The sequence below is a fragment of the Zoogloea sp. JDB1 genome (genome assembly GCF_056724025.1).
This window is the reverse complement of record NZ_CM161496.1, coordinates 720,784-742,299: the sequence shown is the minus strand read 5'-3', so window position 1 is coordinate 742,299 and position 21,516 is coordinate 720,784. Positions and strand designations below refer to the sequence as shown.

General features: G+C 68.3%; 14 protein-coding genes. 8 read left to right on the top strand and 6 right to left on the bottom strand.

Translation table 11 applies throughout. From position 1 onward, the window contains the following. Positions 1-10: 10 nt before the first annotated feature. Entirely contained in the window at positions 11-928 is a 918-nt protein-coding gene (locus AC1PPK_RS03250) for a LysR family transcriptional regulator (RefSeq protein ID WP_481116418.1), read from the bottom strand. Positions 929-1,029: 101 nt separating this feature from the next. Between AC1PPK_RS03250 and AC1PPK_RS03245 the strand changes: the two genes are divergently transcribed. The 3 genes from AC1PPK_RS03245 (at position 1,030) to AC1PPK_RS03235 (ending at position 4,440) form a co-directional block, all read left to right on the top strand. Next, a complete protein-coding gene (locus tag AC1PPK_RS03245) occupies positions 1,030-2,049 on the top strand; it encodes a quinone oxidoreductase family protein (RefSeq protein WP_481116417.1) in 1,020 nt (339 codons plus the stop codon). Between the two features lie 75 nt (positions 2,050-2,124). After that, a complete protein-coding gene (locus AC1PPK_RS03240; protein WP_481116416.1) occupies positions 2,125-3,387 on the top strand; it encodes an HD-GYP domain-containing protein in 1,263 nt (420 codons plus the stop codon). A 12-nt stretch (positions 3,388-3,399) separates the two neighbouring features. Next, positions 3,400-4,440, top strand: coding sequence for an NAD(P)H-dependent flavin oxidoreductase (locus AC1PPK_RS03235; protein ID WP_481116415.1), 1,041 nt, complete (start codon positions 3,400-3,402; stop codon positions 4,438-4,440). Between the two features lies 1 nt (position 4,441). Here AC1PPK_RS03235 and AC1PPK_RS03230 read toward each other — a convergent pair whose 3' ends face one another. The 5 genes from AC1PPK_RS03230 to AC1PPK_RS03210 form a co-directional block, all read right to left on the bottom strand. After that, on the bottom strand, positions 4,442-5,464 hold the full coding sequence (locus AC1PPK_RS03230; RefSeq protein WP_481116414.1) for a response regulator: 1,023 nt from the start codon (positions 5,462-5,464) through the stop codon (positions 4,442-4,444). Next, complete coding sequence (locus AC1PPK_RS03225; RefSeq protein WP_481116413.1) at positions 5,457-8,366, bottom strand: MHYT domain-containing protein; 2,910 nt, start codon at positions 8,364-8,366, stop codon at positions 5,457-5,459. The genes AC1PPK_RS03230 and AC1PPK_RS03225 overlap by 8 nt, the downstream gene beginning before the upstream one ends. Before the next feature lie 138 nt (positions 8,367-8,504). Then, complete coding sequence (locus tag AC1PPK_RS03220; RefSeq protein ID WP_481116412.1) at positions 8,505-11,954, bottom strand: AAA family ATPase; 3,450 nt, start codon at positions 11,952-11,954, stop codon at positions 8,505-8,507. Next, positions 11,951-13,177 (bottom strand): exonuclease subunit SbcD, encoded by a 1,227-nt coding sequence (sbcD, locus tag AC1PPK_RS03215; RefSeq protein WP_481116411.1) that lies wholly within the window; start codon positions 13,175-13,177, stop codon positions 11,951-11,953. Before sbcD ends, AC1PPK_RS03220 begins: the two co-directional genes overlap by 4 nt. A 368-nt stretch (positions 13,178-13,545) precedes the next feature. Next, on the bottom strand, positions 13,546-14,880 hold the full coding sequence (locus AC1PPK_RS03210; protein ID WP_481116410.1) for an amidohydrolase: 1,335 nt from the start codon (positions 14,878-14,880) through the stop codon (positions 13,546-13,548). Between the two features lie 184 nt (positions 14,881-15,064). Here AC1PPK_RS03210 and AC1PPK_RS03205 point away from each other — a divergent pair, with 184 nt between their 5' ends. The 5 genes from AC1PPK_RS03205 to AC1PPK_RS03185 all read left to right on the top strand — a co-directional run bounded on the left by AC1PPK_RS03205 (position 15,065) and on the right by AC1PPK_RS03185 (position 21,499). Then, positions 15,065-16,873, top strand: a complete 1,809-nt coding sequence (locus AC1PPK_RS03205; RefSeq protein WP_481116409.1) for a sensor histidine kinase — start codon at positions 15,065-15,067, stop codon at positions 16,871-16,873. Continuing rightward, positions 16,870-17,505: a response regulator transcription factor gene (locus AC1PPK_RS03200; RefSeq protein WP_481116408.1), complete on the top strand. Its 636-nt coding sequence runs from the start codon at positions 16,870-16,872 to the stop codon at positions 17,503-17,505. The genes AC1PPK_RS03205 and AC1PPK_RS03200 overlap by 4 nt, the downstream gene beginning before the upstream one ends. A gap of 95 nt (positions 17,506-17,600) precedes the next feature. Continuing rightward, positions 17,601-19,661, top strand: coding sequence for a c-type cytochrome (locus tag AC1PPK_RS03195; RefSeq protein WP_481116407.1), 2,061 nt, complete (start codon positions 17,601-17,603; stop codon positions 19,659-19,661). A 109-nt stretch (positions 19,662-19,770) separates the two neighbouring features. Then, positions 19,771-20,508: a c-type cytochrome gene (locus tag AC1PPK_RS03190; RefSeq protein WP_481116406.1), complete on the top strand. Its 738-nt coding sequence runs from the start codon at positions 19,771-19,773 to the stop codon at positions 20,506-20,508. Positions 20,509-20,557: 49 nt separating this feature from the next. Continuing rightward, positions 20,558-21,499, top strand: coding sequence for a c-type cytochrome (locus AC1PPK_RS03185; RefSeq protein ID WP_481116405.1), 942 nt, complete (start codon positions 20,558-20,560; stop codon positions 21,497-21,499). Positions 21,500-21,516: the final 17 nt, after the last annotated feature.

Here is a 21,516-nt window from a genome sequence, read left to right as displayed (position 1 = left end):
CGAGTGGGGGTCAGGCTCCATTAACGGTCTCGCCGCTGAGCAGGTCAGCCGCATCCGCGAAGACTGACAGCAGCGCGTCGGCGACCGCGCGCACCCGTGGCGAACGGCGCACGTCCGGATGCATGACCAGCCAGATCGGACGTAGCGTCGGACAGGGGCCGGCGGCCAGCGGCGCCAATGCGGGATCGCCGGCACCCAGGAAATGGGGCAGCGCGGCGATGCCATGGCCGCTGCGGGCGCCCTGCAGCAGCGCGGCGAGGTCGTTGCTGCGCAGGATGAAACGGCGCCCCGCGGCAACCTCGTCCAGCCATTTCTGCTGCGGCACTTGGCTCAGGCTGTCGTCGTAGCCCAGGAACTGCCAGGCATCCGCAGGCCGCGCCGCGTAGCCGGGGGTGGCGTAGAGCCCGTAGCCGAGCTGCCCGAGGGGACGGGCCACCAGACCGCCTGCGCTGGGGCGGGATAATCGCACGGCCAGGTCCGCCTCGCCGCGGGCCAGGTTGGCTTCGCGGCTCTCGCCGACGATGTCCAGCGTGATGCCCGGCCAGGCCTCCCGCCGCGGCAGCAGGCGCGGCACCAGGAAATGGCTGGCGATCACCGGCGGTGCGGAAATGCGCACCGTGCCCTGCAGGGCGCCAACGCCCAGGGCCAGGCGCGAGAAGGCCAGCGCCTCGTCCTCCATGCGCCCGGCCTGTTCGGCCAGGGCTTCCCCTTCCGGCGTTAGCGTCCAGCCCCGCGGCAGGCGGTCGAACAGGCGCAGGCCGAGGGCGTGTTCCAGCGCCTCCACGCGGCGCGCCACCGTGCTGTGCTCGACGGCGAGCCGGCGTGCGGCGCCGGACAGGCTGCCGTGGCGGGCCAGGGCCAGGAAGTGGCGCACGTCGTCCCACTGCAGGACCGCGGCGGCGGCCGGATTGATCGGGCTTTTTTGCACAGAAAGTGTTTGTATATTTGGAATTGTTGATTGATTTTGCGCGCCGTACGCTGTGCCTGCAATCCCATCGGGATGCCCACTTAAACTCCCAGGAGCAGATCATGAGCAGCAGCACCGCATTGTCGGGCGACAGCAGTTCCTTCGCCCCGGCCACCCAAGCCGTCATCCATTGCTATGGCGGCGCAGGGGAAATCGAACTGGAAACCGTCCGCCTGCCCGTGCCAGGGGCCGGCGAGATCCGCGTGCGCCATACGGCCATTGGCGTCAATTTCGTGGATGTCTATCACCGTACCGGTCTGTATCCGTTGCCCGCCCTGCCGGCGGCGCTGGGCGTCGAGGCGGCGGGCGTCATCGAGGCCATCGGCGCTGGGGTGGAAGGGCTCCAGGTGGGCCAGCGCATCGCCTATGCGGGCCCGCCTGCCGGCAGTTACGCTACGGCCCGCAACCTGCCGGCGGCACGTGCCGTGGCTCTGCCGGAGGATGTGGCCGACGACACCATTGCGTCCTTGCTGTTGCGCGGCATCACCGCCCACATGCTCCTGACTCACGTTCGCCCGGTGAAGGCTGGCGACACCCTGCTGGTTCATGCGGCGGCCGGTGGCCTGGGCCTGGTGCTGGTGCAGTGGGCCAAGGCACTTGGTGCGCGGGTCATCGGCACCGTCGGTTCGCCGGCCAAGGCCGAGCTGGCGCGCCTCCATGGCCTGGATCACGCCATCCTGTACCGGGACGCGGATTTCGTCGGCGCGGTGCAGGACCTGACCGGAGGCCAGGGTGTGGACTACGCCATCGACGGCATCGGCGGCGCCACGCTGACCGCGACCTTGGGCGTGGTGCGTCCTTACGGCATGGTGGCCAGCATTGGCCAAGTGGCCGGCGACAGCGGTCCGCTGGATCTGGCCCAGCTCGGTCCTGCCCGCTCCATCGCCCTGTCGCGGCCCGGCGTATTCCGCTTCATGGCCGATCTGGGGCGTTACCGGGAAGGCGCCGCGGCGACGCTGGCCCGTCTGCAGTCCGGCCTGCAGGCCAGCGTCGGTGAAGTGCTGCCCCTGGCCCGCGCCGCCGATGCGCAGCGTCTGCTGGAGTCCGGCCGCAGTCACGGAGCGATCCTGTTGCGGCCCTGATGGTCGATTGGCGGTGGCATGGGCCTCGCGGCGATAATGGCGTCCTCGTCACAAGAGACAAGCATCGTTGTGGGCATGAACACGTTCAACAGGCGTACCGCCATTCGCATTGCCGCCGTCAGCCTGTTGCTGGCGGCGATCGCCAGCCCGATCGCCTGGTTCGTGGCCCGCGAAAACGCGGAGGAAGCCACCGTTTCCCTGGCCATGGAGGAGTCGCGCCGTTTGCTGCGCTATTTCGACGCCGTCACGCTGAATGGTCCCAAGGCGCAGGAGAAGGCCGCCAAGGCGGCACGTACCATCGCCGGTGGGCTGTTCGACATCGCCGAGATCTACGATGAACACGGCAACAAGCTCGCCGAGGCGATGACCGACGCTGGCGCCGCCGTGGAGGAGCGGCTGCCCGGACACGGCCGGCCGACCTACCAGGCGGCCTCCTATGAAAGCCTGAGCTTCGGCGATGCGCTGTGGGTGTTGCGGGTTTTCGTGCCCTTGCAGGAGGCGGAAGCCGGTGGTTTGAGCCGCATCAGCGGCTATTTCGAGGGTGTGCGGGTGGTGTCCGCCTGGCAGCGTGAGCAGATGCGGGCCAATGCGCTGAGTGCGGCCCTGCTGGCCGGGCTGGCATCGCTGCTGTGCGGCGCGGTGATCTATCCGGTGGTGGTGCGCCTGTCGGCGGACAACCAGCGCAAGGCCCGCGAGGTACTCGACTCGCACATCTCGATGATGGACGCCCTCGGCCGCGCCATCGCCAAGCGGGATTCGGATACCGGCGCCCATAACTACCGGGTCGCCTGGATCGCCACCCGCATCGCCGAGCGGCTGGGCCTGCACGGCCAGGCCATGCAGGCCCTGATCGCCGGCAGCTTCCTGCACGACGTCGGCAAGATCGGCATTCCCGACGCGATCCTGCTCAAGCCGGGCAAGCTCGATGAAGACGAGTTCGACACCATGCGTACCCATGTGCAGCAGGGCGAGGAGATCGTCACCGGCATCGGCTGGCTGGAAGGCGCCGCCGCGGTGGTGGCCGGTCACCACGAAAAATGGAATGGTGCCGGCTATCCGCGCGGGCTGGCCGGCGAGGCGATTCCGCTGGCCGCACGGATCTTCGCGGTCGCCGACGTGTTCGACGCGCTGTGTTCCAAACGTCCCTACAAGGCCCCGCTGGGTTTTGAGGCCGCGATGGCGATCCTGGACAAAGACAGCGGCAGCCATTTCGATCCCGCCGTGATGGACGCCTTCCGGCCCATCGCGCGGGAAGTCTTTGACCGCCTGGCCGACTGCGATGAAGACCAGGCCAGGCAGTTGCTGGACGAGCGCGTCCGCCTGCATTTCGGCATTTAAGGAGATTTTCTGATGAGCATCACCGAGCTTTTCGGCATCACCCTGCCAGTTATCCAGGCCCCGCTGGCCGGCGTGCAGGGGAGCGCGCTGGCTATCGCGGTATCCGAGGCGGGCGGCCTCGGCTCGCTGCCCTGCGCGATGTTGAGCCCAGAGGCGCTGGAGAAGGAACTGTCGGCCATCCACGTGGCCACCGACAAGCCCTACAACGTCAATTTCTTCTGCCACCGCCCGCCGCAACCCCGCGCCGAGCGGGAGGCCACGTGGCGCGCCGCGCTGGCGCCGTACTACGCAGAGTTCGGCATCGACCCGGCGGGCATTCCGGCCGGCCCCGGCCGCAATCCGTTCTCTGCCGAGACGGCGGACATCATTGAAGCCTTTCGCCCGCCGGTGGTCAGCTTCCACTTCGGCCTGCCGTCCGCCGAGCTGCTGGCGCGGGTCAAAAAATGGGGTGCCAAGGTGCTGTCGTCCGCCACCACGGTGGAAGAGGCCCTGTGGCTCGAAGCCCACGGCGCCGACGCGATCATCGCCCAGGGCCTGGAGGCGGGCGGCCACCGCGGCCATTTCCTGAACCACGACCTGAGCGTCCAGTCGGGTACCTTTGCACTGCTGCCACGTGTGGTCCATGCGGTGAAGGTGCCGGTGATCGCCACCGGCGGCATCGTCGACGCCCGTGGCGTGAAAGCGGCCCTGGCCCTCGGTGCGGCCGGCGTGCAGGCAGGCACCGCCTACCTGCTGTGCCCCGAAGCCACTACCAGCGCCGTGCACCGTGCTGCCCTCAAGAGCTCGGCCGCCGGCCACACGGCCCTCACCAACCTGTTCACCGGCCGCCCGGCGCGGGGCATCGTCAATCGCGTGATGCGCGAGCTCGGCCCGCTCAGCCCCGCGGCGCCGGAATTCCCGCTGGCCACCTCGGCTATCGCCCCGCTGCGTGCCGCCGCCGAGAGCCGCGGCAGCGGTGACTTCTCGCCGCTGTGGTGCGGCCAGAACGTGCTCGGCTGTCGGGAGGTTGGCGCGGCGGAGGTGACGCGGAGCCTGGTCGAAGGTCTGCGCTGAATCAGGGTTCGTCCGGCCAGCGTGCCTTGATGGCCAGGATGTCCGGCAGTTTGTCGATGAAGCACTGCACCAGAGCCGGCTCGAAGTGCGTGCCCGCGTTCTGGCGCAGGCTGCCGACCGCGTCATTGACGTCCCACGCTTGTTTGTAGGGGCGTGCGCTGGTCAGCGCATCAAAGACATCGGCGATGGCGACGATGCGGCCTTCGAGCGGAATGGCCTCGCCGGCCAGTCCGTTCGGATAGCCGCTGCCATCCCACTTTTCGTGGTGGCTCAGGGCGATGCTGCGGGCCATGCACAGCAGCCCGGACGGATGTTCGCCGATGATCTCGGCGCCGATCTCGCAGTGGCGACGCATGATCTTCCACTCGGCCTCGTCCAGTGGGCCCTGCTTGAGCAGGATGGCGTCCGGAATGCCGATCTTGCCCACATCGTGCATCGGCGCGGCGAGGAATATGTCGTCGGCGGCCTGCTCGCTCAGGCCGGCGCCGAGCGCCAGGATGCGGGCGTAATGGCTCATGCGGATGACGTGCAGGCCGGTCTCGTTGTCGCGGAACTCGGCCGCCCGTCCCAGGCGCTGAATGACCTGCAGGCGGGTGGTGGCGAGTTCCTCGACCCGCACCAGCGACAGGTGGGTGCGCACGCGGGCACGTACCACGGGGGCGCTCAAAGGTTTGGTGATGTAGTCCACCGCGCCGGCTTCGAAGCCCTCCGTCTCGTTCGTCGAGTCGTTCAGGGCGGTGACGAAGATCACCGGGATCGTCGCCGTGCAGGGGTTCTGCTTGAGCTGGCGGCAGGTATCGAGCCCGGTCAGGCCCGGCATCATCACGTCGAGGAGGATCAGCGCGGGTTGTTCTGTGCTGGCCAGCTCGAGCGCACGGGGGCCGTCCTTGGCGAAGAGCAGGCGGTAATCCTGTTGCAGGATATGGCGCAACACCTGCAGGTTGGTGGGCTCATCATCCACCAGGAGCAGCTTGGGACGGTGGTCGCATCCGGACGATGTGGGGGTGTGGAGTAGTTCAGTCATACAGGGCCAGCAATTCCTGCTGGGCGGTCTCGAATTCGAAGTCGTTGATGGCCCGCTCGATTCCTTCGGCGGCAGGGCGGCGTCCATCGGCGTGCAGTATGGAGAGAAGTTCCCGCAACATGTTCTCGTCGAGCTCTCCATGTTCAAGCAGAGCGTGCAGTTGGCTGGCCAGCGCAGTGACGTCGGCCCGGCCGGTGCTTGGTGCCGGTGCTTCAGGGTGACCGGGGCCGCGGCGCGAGAGTTCCGTAACCACCGCGTCGATGGCATCCCGCAAGGTGTGGAAATAGGGAGCGAGGTGTTCGCAATGCGCCGCGCCGGCTTCGCTTTCGATGCGTTCCGCGACGCTGCTGACGACGGACAGGCACAGATTGGCGGCTGCTCCTCGCAGGCGATGGGCGGCGCGTTCGAGCGAGGTATGGTCCGCGTCCATGGCCAGCCTCGACAGTGCTTCAGGTGCGCTGGCGTGGATGTCGACAAAACGGCGCAGCGCCTGCTCCAGCGCATCTGCGCTTCCCCACAGGGCGATCCCGCGCTGCCAGTCGATGGCGTCGCAGCTCGCCGGCGTGTGGGCCGGAGGGTGCCCGGTGACGGTGTGCCCGGTGGTCCGGGAAATTTCGGCCAGCAGTCGCGGTATGTCCAGAGGTTTGGAGGCGAAACCATCCATTCCTGCCTGCCGCGCGGCAATCCGGTCCTGGTTGAGTACGCTGGCGGTGAGGGCGATGATCGGCGTAGGGCTGAGGCCGTGCTGCCGTTCGTGGGCACGAATGCACCGCGTGGCTTCGAGGCCGTCGGTGTGCGGCATCTGGACATCCATCAGCACCACGTCGAAGCGTCCGGCCACGAAGAGCGTCAGTGCTTCCTCACCGTCACTGGCGGTGACCAATTGGTGGCCGGCCCGGCCGAGGGCCAGCGTCAACAGTTCGAGGTTCTGCGGCACGTCGTCGGCAACGAGGATGCGCAGGGGGGGCAGGGCAGGTAGGGCGGAGTCCGGTGCACTGGCAATCGGGCCGCCTCGTTCGAGGGGAAGCTCGACGATGAAGCGGCTGCCGACCCCGACTTCGCTCTCCACGTCCAGCCGCCCATGCATCAGCTCGATGAGCTGGCGGGCGATTGTGGTGCCCAATCCGGTGCCGCCGAAGCGACGGCTGGTGGATGCGTCGGCCTGTGCAAAGGGCTCGAAGATGCGGGCGATCCGGTCGGCCGGTATACCGATGCCTGTATCCGCGACGATCAGACGCACGGCCCCGGCTTCGCCCTCGGCCGACACCTTCACGCTGCCGCGTTCGGTGAACTTGATGGCGTTGCCGAGCAGATTGGTCAGAACCTGCTGAATCCGCAAGGAGTCGCCCCTGAAGTGTTCGCCGAGGGAGGGCGCGTAATCGATGTCCAGCGTGAGCCCCTTGGCCTCTGCGCCGAGACGCAGGGAGGCGGCAACCTGGAACACGACGTCGTGCAGCGAGAAATCCATGTTCTCGATCTCCATCGCGCCACGTTCGAGCTTGGCGGTATCGAGAATGTCGTTGAGCAGCCCCAGCAGGGAGCGGGCCGAGCGGCTCACCGTGTCCAGGTGACGGCGCTGCTGGGTGTCCAGCGGCGTCTCGAGCAACTGCTCGGTAAAGCCGATGATGGCGTTCATCGGCGTGCGGATCTCGTGGCTCATGTTGGCCAGGAAGGCCGTCTTGCTGGTGGCGGCCAGTTCGGCGCGGTCGCGGGAGTCGCGCAAGGCCTGTTCCAGTTCCTTGTACTGGCTGATGTCGGTGATGAAGCCGACGAACAGGGTTTCGCCCGGTACCTCGGTTCGCCCGATGGCGAGCCGGATCGGGAACACGCTGCCGTCCCGGCGCATGGCGGTGACTTCCCGGCCAGTGCCGATGATCCTGGCTATGCCGCTCTCCATATAGTTGCTGAGGTAGCTGTCGTGGCGGGTGCGATGGGGTTCCGGCATCAGCATGTTGATGTTGCGGCCCACCACGTCTTCCGCCTGCCAGTTGAAGATCCGTTCGGCGGCATTGTTGAAGCTGCGCACCAGCCCATGGCGGTCGATGGTCACGATGCCGTCCACCGCGGTGTCCAGAATGGCCTGCAGCCGCGCTTCCTTCGACTCGACCTGGCGGTACAGCTGCTGGTAGCGCAGCAGGCCATTGGCCACCGCCACCAGCAGGGTCAGGCTGAGAGTCGCCAGCGTGACTGCAACCGTCAGGAAGCTTGGGTCGGTATTGACGGGATTGTCTCCGGCCACCGGGACGACGACGACGCGTGCCGCGGCAATGCCGATGTAATGCATGCCGGCTACCGCACAACCCAGCACGATGCCGCTGATCAGCATGCCGGCCCAACTGGGCAGGCGGTGGCGCAGGCGGCGCAGCCGGAAGCGCAGCCACAGTGCACAAACCGCCAGCACGATGGTCGTCACGACGGACAGCGCGAACCACCATGGGTCGTAGCGCAGCTTGCCGGCCATGACCATCGCCGCCATACCGCTGTAATGCATCATGCCAATGCCCGTACCGACCAGTGTGCCCCCGGCGAGTAGTTGCTGCCGGCTGATGTGGTTGTGGGCAAGCAGATGCAGGGCAACCAGCGCCGCCGCCAGGCCGGGCAGCATGGACAGCAGCGTGAGCGGGGGGGAATAACTCACCGGGGGGCAGAACTCGAAAGCCTGCATGCCGATGAAGTGCATCGACCAGATGCCGCCGCCCAGTGCGATGGCACCGGTGCCGACGAGGATCAGGCGTTGTCTGCGGTTATTGGCACGCCGGGCCAGGCCCGCCGCGTAGAGGGCGCTGAGGGAGGCAACCACCGCAATGGCTACGGACAGTGCGATCATCCACGGGCTGAAACTGCTGTACAGCAGCACGCCGGGAGCCGAATCCAGTTTGAAGAAGTCGCTGGGGGAAAACATGCCAGGGTTATGTCTTGTTGGCCCTTGATTACGGCATAAACCGGAAAAAACTGAAATCCCGGACAGGCGTCTTCCTGTTTGCTGCCTGTATATGATGTACGGGAGGGGGCGTGGATTCGCCCCTCGGAAATAGCCGGCCTACACCGCCAGCCGGGAGTGCCCTACGCCACCGCCCTTGTCCACGCGGATCTGCGCGGGGATGCGTTCCTTGAGGCCTTCCACGTGGCTGATGATGCCGATCATCTTGCCGCTGGCGTTGAGGGTATCGAGGGCGTCCAGCGCGATGTCGAGGGTTTCGCCGTCGAGGGTGCCGAAGCCTTCGTCGAGGAACAGGGAGTCGATGGAGGTTTTGTGGCTGACCAGGTCCGACAGGGCCAGGGCCAGGGCCAGGCTGACCAGGAAGCTCTCTCCGCCGGACAGGGTGCGGATATCGCGGGCTGTTTCGCCCTGCCAGCTGTCCACGATGTCCAGCTCCAGTTCGCCGCTGGTCCTGCGACGCAGCAGGTAGCGGCCGTGCAGGCGGGCCAGATGGTGGTTGGCCAGGTGCAGCAGGTGGTCCAGCGTGAGGCCCTGGGCGAACTTGCGGAACTTGTCGCCCTTGGCGGAGCCGATCAGGCCGTCGAGGCGCAGCCACAGCTCGGTTTCGGCGGCCTGGGCGTCGATCTGGGCGAACAGGGCCTGCTGGCTGCGGCGGCGCTGGGCGTCGCTGTCGAGCAGGGCGCGTTCGGCGCCGTGGCGTTCGTCGAGTTCCCGCAGCCGGTTTTCCTGTTCCGCCAGCAGGCGTTCCAGTTCGATCAACGGTAGCGCCGTGCGGGCTTCGGCGAGCAGGCCGGCGTGCTTGCCGCGGGCTGCGCGCAGCAGGGTGTCGGCCTGCTGGCGGGCCTGCTGCAGCTTGTCCTTGTGCTGCTGCAGGCGTTGGTGCTCGTCGGCCGGCAAGAGCGCGGCGAGGAAGGCGTCCCGGTCGGCGAAGGGGCTGGCGGCGAGGGCGGTTTGCCAGTTCCCGCTGGCCGTCATCAGTGTGCTGTGTTGGTCTGCCAGGCTGTGTTCCAGTTGCTGGCGGCGGCCGTGCAGTGCGGCGAGTTCGGCGGCCAGGCTGCTGATCCGTTCGGCGCAGCGGGCCAGCGCGGCGGTGGCATCGTCGCCGGGGGGCGATAGCTCGGCGACGGCCGTGTCGCGCATCTCCTGCAGCTTTTCCCAGCGGGATTCCCATTGGGCGGCGTCGGCATCGGCGGCCTCGCAGCGGGCCTGCTGGCGGCTGAGTTCGGTGGCCAGCAGCTGGCGGCGTTGCTGCACAGCTTGCCACTCCTGCCATTCGGCGTCGCGTTCGCGCAGCCACGGGCCGGGCTCGCTGGGCAGGCTGAACCCGGCATCGGCCAGGCTGGCGCCGAGGCGGTCCTCAAGGGCGGCCAGCTCCTGCCGGCGTACGTCGAGCTGCCTCGTGCTGTCGGCGTGGCGGGTCCGGCTGGTGGCCAGCGCCTGGCGGGCCAGTTCCAGCTGGCTGCCTGCGGCCTGCCAGGCTTGGCTGCGAGTGTGGGCGATTTGGGTGGCCTGCTGGACGAGGCGCTCGCCTTGCTCGGCGCCCTGCAGGGTCTCGGCGAGGTGGTTCAGGGCCTGAGTTGCGGTGGCGCGGGCAGCTTGCAGGCGTTCTGGATGCTGCCAGTCGTTGGTGGCCAGCGCATCGCCGAGCGCGGCGTGGCGCTCGGACCACTCGGCGGCCAGGCGGGCCAGCTCGCCGCCGAGGCGGGTGTGCTCGGCCTGCGCAGCGTCGCGGCGGGTTTGCAGCGCGGTCAGCTCGTTGCGGGCTTTCTGGCCCTGCTCGATGAGCGCCTCCAGCTCGGCCTGCCGGGCTTTCAGCGCGGCCTCGGTGGTGGAGACATCGAGGGCCTGGTAGGCGGCGACGGCCGGGTGCTCGGTGGCGCCGCACAGGGGGCAGGCCTCGCCCGGCTGCAGGTGCTGGCGGTGGGCTTCCAGGCTCTGGATGCGCCGTTCCTGGTCGAGCATCTTTTGCTTGTCGGCGACCTGTTCCTTGAGGACGGCGTGCTTTTCCCGCAGCGCGACGAGGGCCTTGTCGCGGGCTTCAATGACGGCCTGCTCGCGCTGCAGCTGACCGGTCAGCTCGGCGTGGCGGGCGGTCTGTTCGCGGCGCCGGCCGGCCAGCTCGTCGAGCTGCTGCCACAGGGCGACGGCGCCCTGGGCGTGCTGCCAGCGCTGGCGCAGCTCGCCGAGGCTGCTGCCGGCCAGGCGCTGGATCTGGGCCGCCTGGGCGGTGTTGAGTTCCGCTTCGGCCTGCGTCCGGGCCTGCCCGGCCGTAGCCAGAGCTTGGGTCTGTTGGGCGAGCCGGGTTTCGTGCTGGAGGATTTCCGCGGCCAGTGCGTCGACGCTGCGTTGCCCATCGCTCAAGGCCTGCTGCAGCGTCTGGCGTTGCTCGAACTGCTGGCGCCAGGCGCCGAGTTGCTCGCCCAGTTGGCCGCGGCGCGCATGGCTGGCGCAGAAGGTGTCGAGGCTGAGTTGCTCGTCCTGCAGTTGTTGCCAGTGCCGGCGCGTGGCGGCGGCGATGTGACGGGCCAGCTGGTCGGCGGCGGCGTGCTGGCGGTCCTGCTCGCCTTCCAGCATGAGACGCTCGGTGGCGAGTTGCTGTAGCTGCGCTTCGCCGTGGCGGACGGCGGCTTCGGCCTGCTGCCATTGCTCATGCACCGGCTTGAGGGCTTCGGCGGGTTCGCCGGCGGCGAGTCGGCCGAGCAGTGGGGCGGCCTCGGCGATGGTCTGGTCGACAGCCAGCAGACGGGTGGCGGCCACGCCGGCCTCCCGTTCGGCGTCGTCCACGCCGCTTCGCCACTGGCGCAGGGCCAGCGTGGCGTCCCGTTCGCGGCGGGTGTCGGTTTGGACGTTGGCGAGGGCGGCGAGGGCCTGTTCCTTCTCCGCGCGGGTTTCAGCGTTCAGAAGTTCTACGCCTTCGGCCCGGGCCTTCAGGTGGTCGAGCTGCTGGCGGGCTTCCTGGGTCTGGCGGTAGACGCGCTCCGAGATCAGGCCGTAGATGTCGCTGCCGGTCAGCTCTTCAAGCAACTCGGCGCGCTCGTTGGCGCTGGCGTTGAGGAAGGCCGCGAAGCCGCCCTGGGCGAGCAGCATCGACTTGGTGAAGCGCGCGAAGTCGAGGCCGGTGATGGCCTCGATGCGCTTCAGCTTGTCGTTGATCTGGCTGCTGAGGATCCTGCCTTCGCCGCTGGCGGCATCCACCTCGGCCAGTTCCACCTTGGGCGCCTGCAGCGCGCCGTCGGGCTTGTTGCGGGCCCGGCGCTGACTCCAGAAGGCCCGGTACACCGTGCCCTTTACCTCGAACTCCACCTCCGCCAGGCAGTCGGCGGTGTGGCGGGTCATGATGTCGTTGGCCGATGCGGAGATGCTCTTGAGGCGCGGCGTCTCGTGGTAGAGGGCCAGGCAGATGGCGTCGAGCAGCGTGGACTTGCCGGCGCCGGTGGGGCCGGTGATCGCGAACAGGCCGTTGTCGGAGAAGGGCGGCCGCGTGAAGTCGATGCTCCACTCGTCCTTGAGTGAGTTCAGGTTCTTGAGGCGCAGGCGCAGGATCTTCATGCCGGGTTCTCCTCGAGGCCGGCAAGCACGCTGCGGAAGCGCTCGGTGAGGGCGTTGCGCAGTTCGTCGGACAGCTCTTCCAGGGCCAGGCGGCGCGCGAAGACGTCGTCCGGCGTCAGCTCGTCCAGGGTCTCGCGGGCCTCGGAGACCAGGCTGGCAGCGGTGCCGCGGGCACGGCGGATGCGCAGCACTTCCACCGGCAGGCCGTCGGTCAGGCTTTCGATGCGGGCCGGCAGGTCGGCCAGGTAGTCGTCGGTGCGCACCACCACTTCCAGCCAAACCGGGTTTTCAGGATTGCCGTCGAGTGCGGCGGCGGCGACGGCGGCCTGCAGTTCGTCGAGGTTGCCGGTCAGGCTGGCAAGGGCCTGGAAGCGCGGCACCGGCAGCGGCGTGACGACCTGCAGGCCGGCGGCGTCCAGGTCCACCAGCAGCATTTCCTTGTGCTGGCCAGCCTCGTCGAAGGACAGCGGGATCGGCGAGCCGCTGTAGCGGATGTGATCCAGTCCGCCGACCCGCTGGGGTCGGTGGATGTGGCCGAGGGCAATGTAGTCGGCCGGCGGAAAGGCGCTGGTCGGAAAGGCCTCCAGCGCGCCGACGTAGATCTCGCGCACCGACTCGCTGGCGCTGGCACCGACGGTGGTCAGGTGGCCGGTGGCGATCAGTGGCAGGCTGCGACCCAGCTCGGTGGCGAGTGCGCTGCGGCGGGCCTCGGCGGCGGCGAAGACCTCGTGGTAGTGGGCCTGGATCGCCGCTTGCAGTGAGGCTTGCTTGTCCTCCGCGCTGTCCCCGGCCTGGCTGCGGATCACGTCGCGGGGGCGGATGAAGGGGATCGCGCAGACCACGCAGCCTGGCGTGCCGTCCCGCCGGGGCAGCACGCGGACCTGCTCGTCTGCCACGTCGGCGGCTGGCACTACCGTGGCGCCGAGGCGGGCCAACAGGTCGCGGCTCTCGCCGAGGGTCGCCACCGAATCGTGGTTGCCGCCGAGCAGCAGCAGCGCCACGCCGGCTTCGTGCAAGCCCACCACCAGCTGCGAATACAGCTCCCGCGCATAGCTCGGCGGCGTGCCGGTGTCGAAGATGTCGCCGGCGATCAGCACCGCATCCACTTTTTGTTCCTCTACCTGTTCGAGCAGCCAGGCGATCAGCGCCTGGTGCTCGGCCTGGCGGGTCTTGCCGATGAAATGCTGGCCGAGGTGCCAGTCGGAGCTGTGGAGGATGCGCATGGAACCGGGGCGGAAGGCGACAGGGGCGCTAATTTACTCCACTGCGACCCCCGCTGAGGACCTCGCGACTATCCCGGAGGGACTCGCGCCCCCCGCTGAAGTCCTCCGTCCTGTATCGGAAGCCCTCGATCGGGCATCGGGGATAGGGCGGGTCTATCTCCGTGCTGCTCGGGTCCGTATCCCGGACAGGCGGCCCCTATCCCGGAGCTGCTCGCGAGGAGCTCCGGGATAGGGTGGGTGTGTCGGCCTGATAGGAGCGACAGTCCCGGAGGTGCTCGCGAGGGATTCGCGGATAGGGCAGGACACTCGCCGGGCTCCTCGCGACGAGTTTGCGGAGGGTTGGTTGGGAGTGTCAGTGGGAGCCCGGATCACGGTTGCCGGGCCAGGAAGTTCACCGCCATCGAGGCCATCGCCCGCGTACCGACCACCAGCGCCTTTTCATCGACGAAGAACTGTGGGTTGTGGTTGGGGGCTGCCTTGGCGGGGTCTTGTCCTTCCGGCGTGATGCCGAGGAACACGAACAGGGCTGGGGCCTGCTTGGCGTAGAACGAGAAGTCCTCTGCCGCCCCCGGCAGTGCGGCCGTACCGACCTTCCCGTCTGTGGCGCGTTTCAGCACCGGGGCCATCTGCCGCGCCAGGTTCTCGTCGTTCACGGTTTCGTCGTACATCGGGACGATGCTCACGTCGGCGTGGGCGCCGCTGCTCTCGGCGATCTTCTCGGCGCTCAGTCTGATGTCTTCGCCGATCTGCTTGCGCACCTGCCGGTCGTAGGTGCGGATGGTGCCGCTCATCTCCACGCTCTCGGGAACGATGTTGGGGCCAGTCCCGCCGTGGATCGACCCGATCGTCACCACGGCCGGCGACACCGTGAGGTTGGCCTTTCGGCTGACGACGGTCTGCAGGCCGCTGATCATCAGTGCCGAGGTTGCCACCGGATCGACGGTGAACCAGGGCATGCCGCCGTGACCTTGCTTGCCCTTGACGGTGATGTTGAGCGTGTCGCTGCTGGCCGTGGTCGAACCCACGCGCCAGGTGATTTCGCCGGAGCGCCCCGGCATCACGTGGAGGCCGAACACGGCGGCGGGCTTGAGCCGTTTGAACAGGCCCTCTTCCAGCATCATGCGCGCCCCCCAAGTCTTGCCCGGGCCCGGCATGAACAGGCTCGGCCCCTCTTCGGCGGGCTGGAAGATGAACATGACCGTGCCCGGCAGCTGCGCTTTCATGCCGGCGAGAACGGATGCGGTCGCCATCAGCATCGCGGTGTGGGCATCATGGCCGCAGGCATGCATCACGGAGACCTCGGTGCCCTGATAGTTGCCCTTGGCAATGGAAGCGAACGGCAGGCCGGTCGGCTCCTTGACGGGAAGTGCATCCATGTCGGCCCGCAAGGCGACGACAGGACCGGGCTGCGCCCCGTGCAGTATGCCCACCACCCCGTGCCGGGCGACACCGGTCTGCACCTCGATGCCGAGGCTGCGCAGATGGTCGGCCACCAGCTTGGCGGTGCGGACCTCCTGGTCGCCGAGTTCCGGGTGTTGGTGGATGTCACGGCGCCAGGCGATGAGCTGGGTCTCGACCGCCGCCGCCCGTGTACGGACCTCGGTCTCCAGCGCGGTGCTGTCCGCTGCGCCGACGCTGGCCGCTCCGGCGCCCAGCGACAGCATCGAACTCAAGAGCAGTGATGTGCGGTATTTCGAGTTCATTCTTGTTCTCCAGCGGATTGCGGTGGGATCCTTCCCTTTATAGATCAGTACGGAAGTGGCCCACTGACCACGCTAAGCGCTGCATGTCAGCAGTTTCCGATTGGCTCTGGCCCGTGCTCGTGCGCCCTTATGTTTGCAGGTGCAGGCTTGGCACGGCTCCCTCATCCAGCGGAAACTCCCGTCCATGAAGTCTCCCTTCCGCTTTCTTGCCGCGTTGTTGGTGACGGTCTCGTTCGTGCTGACTGCCTGGGCCACCGAGCCGCCGCGGCAGGTACGCATCGGCGTGCTGGCCTGGCAGGGCGCGGAGGAGGCGCAGGTGCGCTGGTCGGCGCTGATGGACCAACTGGAGGACAAGCTGCCCGGCCGTGACCTGGTGCTGCGCCATTTCGACCTGGACGGCATGGCGGCGGCGCTGCAGGCCGGGGAGCTGGATTTCGTCGTCACCAACCCGGGCCATTATGTGTTTCTGGAAGCGGGGAGCGGGGTCAGCCGGATCGCCACGCTGATCGCCGATGCATCCACCGATCCGGCCCACGTGGTGGGCTCTGCGGTGGTGGTGCTGGACGAGCGCCGGGACATCCGGGCGCTGGCCGACCTGAAGGGACGAACCTTGGCGGCGGTGTCGCAGGATGCCTTCGGCGGCTACCAGGTGGCCTGGGCCGAGCTGCGCCGTATCGGGCTGAACCCGGAGCAGGGCCAGCCGCAACCGGTGTTTACCGATTTTCCGATGTCGAGGGTGGTGGAGGCAGTGCTCAATGGCGATGCCGACGCCGGCGTGCTGCGCGCCTGCCTGCTGGAGCGCCTGGAGCAGGACGGCACCCTGCGGCCCGGGCAGCTGCGGGTGCTTTCACCGCGGGCCGACGTGCGGCGCTGCCGGGTGTCGGCGCCGCTCTATCCGGGCTGGGCCTTCGCCGCCGCGCCGGGTACGTCGCCGGCCCTGTCGCGGGACGTGCTGGTGGCGCTGCTGTCCCTGTCGCCGGACGCAGCCGGCCAGTCCTGGAGCGTGCCGGCGGACTACCATCCGGTGCATGAGTTGCTGCAGGACTTGCAGATCGGCCCCTATGCCTTCCTGCGCGAAACCGCCTGGCCGTCCCTGTGGGAGCGTTACTGGCCGTGGGTGAGCGGCCTGCTGCTGATGCTCTTGGCGTGGGGCGCCTACACGCTGCACGTGGAGCACCTGGTGCAGCGGCGCACGCGGGAGCTGACCGCGGCGATGGACGAACGGCAACGCCTGGAAGCGCAGGTGCGTGAGGGCCAGCAGCAGATGGATCACCTGTCGCGCCTGTCCATCCTCGGCGAGCTGTCCGGCACGCTGGCCCACGAACTCAACCAGCCGCTGGCGGCCATCGGCAACTACGCGCGCAGCCTGCTGCGCCGGCAGGACAGCGGCACGCTTGCGCCGGCCGCGTTGCGCCAGGCGGCGGAGGAGATCGCCAGCGAATCGGAACGGGCGGCCGGCATCCTCGGCGGTATCCGCGCCTTTGCGCGCAAGCGCGACCGGGTGCGGGAAGCCCACGACCCAGCCAGTCTGGTTCGTGAGGCCAGCCGGCTGTTTGCCGGCATGCTGCCCGGCGTGCCGGCGGTGAGGCTCCGCCAGGATGCGGGGGCGGCCGGGCCGAAGGTGTGGGTGGACCCGCTGCAGGTCCAGCAAGTGCTGCTCAATCTCTTCAAGAATGCCTGGGATGCGCAACAGGCTGCCGGCCGCGACGCGCCCATCGAGGTGAGCCTGGGGCGGGACGGCGAGCGCTGTGCCGTTGAGGTGCGCGACCACGGCCCGGGTCTGCCACCCGACGAGCGCGAGCGCCTGTTCGAAGCCTTCTTCACGACCAAGTCCGATGGGTTGGGCCTGGGTTTGTCCATCTGCAAGACCATCGTCGAGGCCCACGGCGGCGACATCACGGTCACTGCGGCCGAACCCGGCCCCGGCCTGGTTTTCCGTTTCACATTGCCGCTGGCCGACGAAGCGCCAGCCAATTCCCGAGAGAACTCATGACTGCCTCCCCCGACATGCCCGTGATCCACGTGGTGGACGACGAAGCGCCGTTCCGCCGCTCGCTGCTGTTCCTGCTCGAATCGGTGGGCTGGCAGGCGGTGGGGCACGAGTCCGCCGAGGCCTTCCTCGCCGCCGCGCCGGTCTTTCCGCCGGGCGGCGGCTGCATCGTGCTCGACATCCGCATGCCGCGGGTCAGCGGCCTGGAGCTGCAGCGTCGTCTGCAGGCGGCAGGCTCGTCCTTTCCGGTGATCTTCATGACCGGCCACGGCGACGTGGAGCTGGCGGTGCAGGCCATGAAGGACGGCGCCCTCGACTTCCTGCAGAAGCCCTTCAAGGACCAGCTCTTTCTCGACGCGGTGGAGCGGGCCGTGCAGGTGAGCCTGGAACGCCACGCCAGCCAGCGCCGCCAGGGCGAGGCCCAGGACATCCTGGGCCGTCTGTCGGCGCGGGAGCGGGAAGTGGCCCGCCTGCTCGCCCTTGGCCTGGCCAACAAGGAAGTGGCGCGCCTGCTCGGCATCAGCGACAACACCGTGCATGTGCACCGCCAGCACGTGATGGAAAAGACCGCCACCGGTAGTGCCGCCGACCTGGCACGCTTGATCCTGCGGGCCGATCCCCGAGGCCTCGACTAGACGGTTTCGGTTATTGCGTTAACCCGATGTCCGGATAGTGGCATCCGGGGCCTCTCCCTAGACTTGTACCCAAAACAAGCAGTAGGGAGAACGTCATGTTGAGCAGTGCCATGGGCCGGCGGATCCGCCGGTCGTCCAGCGGCCTCGTCCTGATGGGCGCGGCCATTTTTGTGTCCACCAGCGGGCTTGCCCAGGCGGCCGCCGCGGATACCCAGACCATCGAGCGCGGCCGCTACCTGGCCCAGGCCGGCGATTGCGTGGCCTGCCATACGGCGGACAAGGGTGCGCCGATGGCCGGCGGCCGGGCGTTGGAAACGCCCTTCGGCAAGCTCTACTCCACCAACATCACGCCGGACCGGGACACCGGCCTCGGCAAATACAGCTTCGAGCAGTTCGACCGGGCCATGCGCAGGGGCGTGGCGGCGGACGGCCACAACCTTTACCCGGCCATGCCCTACCCGTCCTACGCCAAAATCACGGCGGACGACATGCAGGCCCTTTACGCCTACCTGATGCAGGGTCTGGCCCCGGTCAAGCAGGCCAACAAGCCCTCCGACATGAGCTGGCCCTTCAACATGCGCTGGGGCCTGTCCCTGTGGAACTGGGCCTTCCTCGACAGCACGCCCTTCAAGGCCGATCCGCAGAAGGATGCGGTGTGGAACCGCGGCGCCTACCTGGTCCAGGGCCTCGGGCACTGCGGCGCCTGCCACACGCCGCGGGGCATCGCCTTCCAGGAAAAGGCGATGGGCGACGCCGGCACGAAGGGGCGCCACTTCCTCGCCGGGGAGACCGTGGAGCACTGGCGGGCGCTCAGCCTGCGCGGGCTGTGGACGGTGGACGACACGGCGCTGTTCCTGAAGACCGGGCAGAACCGCTTCGCCGCCGCGTCCGGCAACATGGCCGACGTCATCCTGCACAGCACCCAGCACCTGAAGGACGAGGACCTGCGGGCCATCGCCGCCTATCTCAAGGCCCTGCCGCCGGGCGAGGGCGAGCTGCCGGCGCCCGCCACGCCGCGCAAGGTGGTGGCCGGCTCGGCACCGGACAAGCTATACAGCAGCCGCGGCGGCCTGGGTTATGTGCAGTTCTGCGTCGATTGCCACCGCCCGGACGGCAGCGGCGTGCCCAAGGTCTTCCCGCCGCTGGCCGGCAATCCGGCGATCGCCGCCAAGGACCCGGCCAGCCTGATGCACATCGTGCTGACCGGTGGCCACACGGTGCCGACGGCAGCCCACCCGCGGGTCTTCGCGATGCCCGGTTTCGCGCGCCTGAAGGATGCGGAGCTGGCCGAGATCCTCAACTTCGTGCGTGACAGCTGGGGCCATGGAGGCACGCCGGTGAGCGCGGCGCAGGTGAACAAGATGCGTGCCGCGCTGGACCCGAAGACCGACATGAGCGCCTTCGAGACTCCGCGCCTGGCCGACATGCTGGCTGGCACCAACGCCCAGCAGCTGGTGCGCGGCATGCGCCTGCACCTGGAAACCCGCGATCTGTTGCCGCAGCACGTCGGCAACGCCCTCAACTGTACGAGCTGCCACCTCAACGCCGGTACGGTGGCCGACGGCTCGCCCTTCGTCGGCGTGTCCGCCTTCTTCCCGAGCTATGCGCCGCGGGCCGGCAAGGTGATCACGCTGGAGGACCGAATCAACGGCTGCTTCAAGCGCTCCATGAACGGCAAGCCGCTGCCGCCGGACTCCGCCGACATGAAGGCGATGGTGGCTTACTTCGACTGGATGAAGCGCGAGACCAAGCCTGGCGACAAGGTGGCGGGGCGCGGCGTCGGCAAGATCGACCCGAAGATCCAGCCCAATCCGGAAAACGGCAAGAAGGTCTACGCCGAGCAATGCGCGGTCTGCCACGGTCAGGACGGCGAGGGCCTCAAGCAGGCGGACGGCCGCTACGTCTATCCGCCGCTGTGGGGTGACGCGTCCTTCAATATCGGCGCCGGCATGGCCCGCACCTACACCGCCGCGGCCTTCGTCAAACGCAACATGCCGATCGGCTTCCACGGCAAGTTCCCCCTCGGCCAGGGCGGCCTGTCCGACCAGGATGCGGTCGACGTGGCGGAGTACTTCAGCCACCAGCCCCGCCCCGACTTCCCCGACAAGGTGAAGGACTGGCCGAAGGACAAGAAGCCGGCCGACGCCCGCTACTGAACCTGCCCCTTCCGGGGCAACCGGGCCGCTCCCGCGCGGGGCGGCCTTTTTTTCCGCCCTTTCGGAGCGGTCCGACAACGAGAGATCACCCGAGTCCTGGAGTCATCCCATGTCCTTATCCCCCACGAGATCCCTTGCTTTCTGCATGTCCGCATCCCTGTTGGCCCTGCCGCTGCAGGCCGGTGCGGCCGATGGCGAGGCCATCATCCAGCAGGGCGGCGCCAACCCGGCAGCCATGCCCTGCATGAGCTGCCATGGCGCCGACGGCAAGGGCATGGCCGCCGGCGGCTTTCCGCGCCTGGCTGGCCTGCCCGAGGCCTACATTGCCAAGCAGCTGGCCGACTTCAAGGCCGGTCGCCGCGAAAATCCGCTGATGCAACCCATCGCCCAGGCCCTCGGCGATGCCGAGGTGGCCGCGGTGGCCAAGGCCTATGCGGCCAAGCCCAAGGTCAACGTCAAGCCCGGGCCGATGGAGCGGCCCAAGGAAGGCAGCGGGGCCTGGCTGGCCCTGCGCGGTGCCTGGGACCGCAATATCCCGGAATGCACCTTGTGCCACGGCCCGTCCGGCGTCGGTGTCGGTGACGCCTTCCCGCCGCTGGCCGGCCAGTCGGCGGAATACATCGAGGCCCAGCTGCGTGCCTGGCGTGGCACTCCGGCCCAATCCGCCGGCAGGAAGACCAAGGCGGTGGCGGCACTCGCGCCCACCCGCAGCAACGATCCCAACGGCCTGATGCGGCACATCGCGGCGGACCTCAGCGAAGCCGAGATCAAGGCTGTCGCGGCCTACTTCGCCGGTCTGGGCGAATCCACGGAGCCCTTCGATGAGAGCCAGCACCGTTTGCGCTGAGTCGTCGTTATCCGTGCCCCGCCCTGTGACCGATCAAGGAACCGCCATTATGAAGATCACCCTCCGCTGGCTGAGTGCCGCGCTCCTGCCCCTGCTGGTCGCCCACGCGATGGCAGCTGATCCTGCCCACAACCCCCGCCTGGACGACCAGACCCAGCTTCCCAAGGCGCCCGTCCGTCCTGCAGGCCAGACCTATTTCCAACCGCCGGCCGAGGCCGACATTCCGCACAACGCCTTCGGCGATCTGGTGCGCCGCGGGCAGGACCTGTTCATGAACACCAAGGCCCTCGCGCCCCAGTACGTGGGCAACGACATGAACTGCGTCAATTGCCACATCGACCGGGGCCGCAAGGCCAACTCGGGGCCAATGTGGGCGGCGTACCCGATGTATCCGGCCTACCGCAAGAAAAACAACAAGGTGAACAGCTTCGTCGAGCGCATGCAGGGCTGCTTCCAGTTCAGTATGAACGGCAAGCCACCGGCGGCGGACAGCGAGGTGATGACCGCGCTGACTGCCTACGCCTACTGGATGTCCACCGGCGTCCATCTCGGCAAGGCACAGCCGGGCCGTGGCTTCGACGAGCCGCCACCGCCGAAGGGTGGTTACGACATCGCCCGCGGCAAGTCGGTGTATGACAAGCAGTGCGCGCTGTGCCACGGCGACGATGGCGCTGGCAAGAAGGTCGGCGCCACCTCGGTCTTCCCGCCCCTGTGGGGCAAGGATTCCTATAACTGGGGGGCGGGCATGCACCGCATCAACACCGCCGCCGGCTTCATCCAGCACAACATGCCGCTGGGTCGTGGTCGGACCCTGAGCGACCAGGAGGCCTGGGACGTGGCCGCCTACGTCAATTCCCACGAACGCCCGCAGGACCCGCGCCTGGTGAATGGCGACATCGACGAGACCCGCAAGCGCTACCACGCGGACGATGGCGTCAATCTCTACGGCGTGGTGGTGGACGGCCGCAAGCTGGGGCAGGGCGTGCAGTGAGGCCCTGGGTGCCGCGG

Excerpts from the sequence above, each read along its gene's own strand:
- AC1PPK_RS03245 (WP_481116417.1), top strand. The coding sequence starts at position 1,030 with ATGAGCAGCAGCACCGCATTGTCGGGCGACAGCAGTTCCTTCGCCCCG.
- AC1PPK_RS03240 (WP_481116416.1), top strand. The coding sequence starts at position 2,125 with ATGAACACGTTCAACAGGCGTACCGCCATTCGCATTGCCGCCGTCAGC.
- AC1PPK_RS03235 (WP_481116415.1), top strand. The coding sequence starts at position 3,400 with ATGAGCATCACCGAGCTTTTCGGCATCACCCTGCCAGTTATCCAGGCC.
- AC1PPK_RS03230 (WP_481116414.1), bottom strand. The coding sequence starts at position 5,464 with ATGACTGAACTACTCCACACCCCCACATCGTCCGGATGCGACCACCGT.
- AC1PPK_RS03225 (WP_481116413.1), bottom strand. The coding sequence starts at position 8,366 with ATGTTTTCCCCCAGCGACTTCTTCAAACTGGATTCGGCTCCCGGCGTG.
- AC1PPK_RS03220 (WP_481116412.1), bottom strand. The coding sequence starts at position 11,954 with ATGAAGATCCTGCGCCTGCGCCTCAAGAACCTGAACTCACTCAAGGAC.
- sbcD (WP_481116411.1), bottom strand. The coding sequence starts at position 13,177 with ATGCGCATCCTCCACAGCTCCGACTGGCACCTCGGCCAGCATTTCATC.
- AC1PPK_RS03210 (WP_481116410.1), bottom strand. The coding sequence starts at position 14,880 with ATGAACTCGAAATACCGCACATCACTGCTCTTGAGTTCGATGCTGTCG.
- AC1PPK_RS03205 (WP_481116409.1), top strand. The coding sequence starts at position 15,065 with ATGAAGTCTCCCTTCCGCTTTCTTGCCGCGTTGTTGGTGACGGTCTCG.
- AC1PPK_RS03200 (WP_481116408.1), top strand. The coding sequence starts at position 16,870 with ATGACTGCCTCCCCCGACATGCCCGTGATCCACGTGGTGGACGACGAA.
- AC1PPK_RS03195 (WP_481116407.1), top strand. The coding sequence starts at position 17,601 with ATGTTGAGCAGTGCCATGGGCCGGCGGATCCGCCGGTCGTCCAGCGGC.
- AC1PPK_RS03190 (WP_481116406.1), top strand. The coding sequence starts at position 19,771 with ATGTCCTTATCCCCCACGAGATCCCTTGCTTTCTGCATGTCCGCATCC.
- AC1PPK_RS03185 (WP_481116405.1), top strand. The coding sequence starts at position 20,558 with ATGAAGATCACCCTCCGCTGGCTGAGTGCCGCGCTCCTGCCCCTGCTG.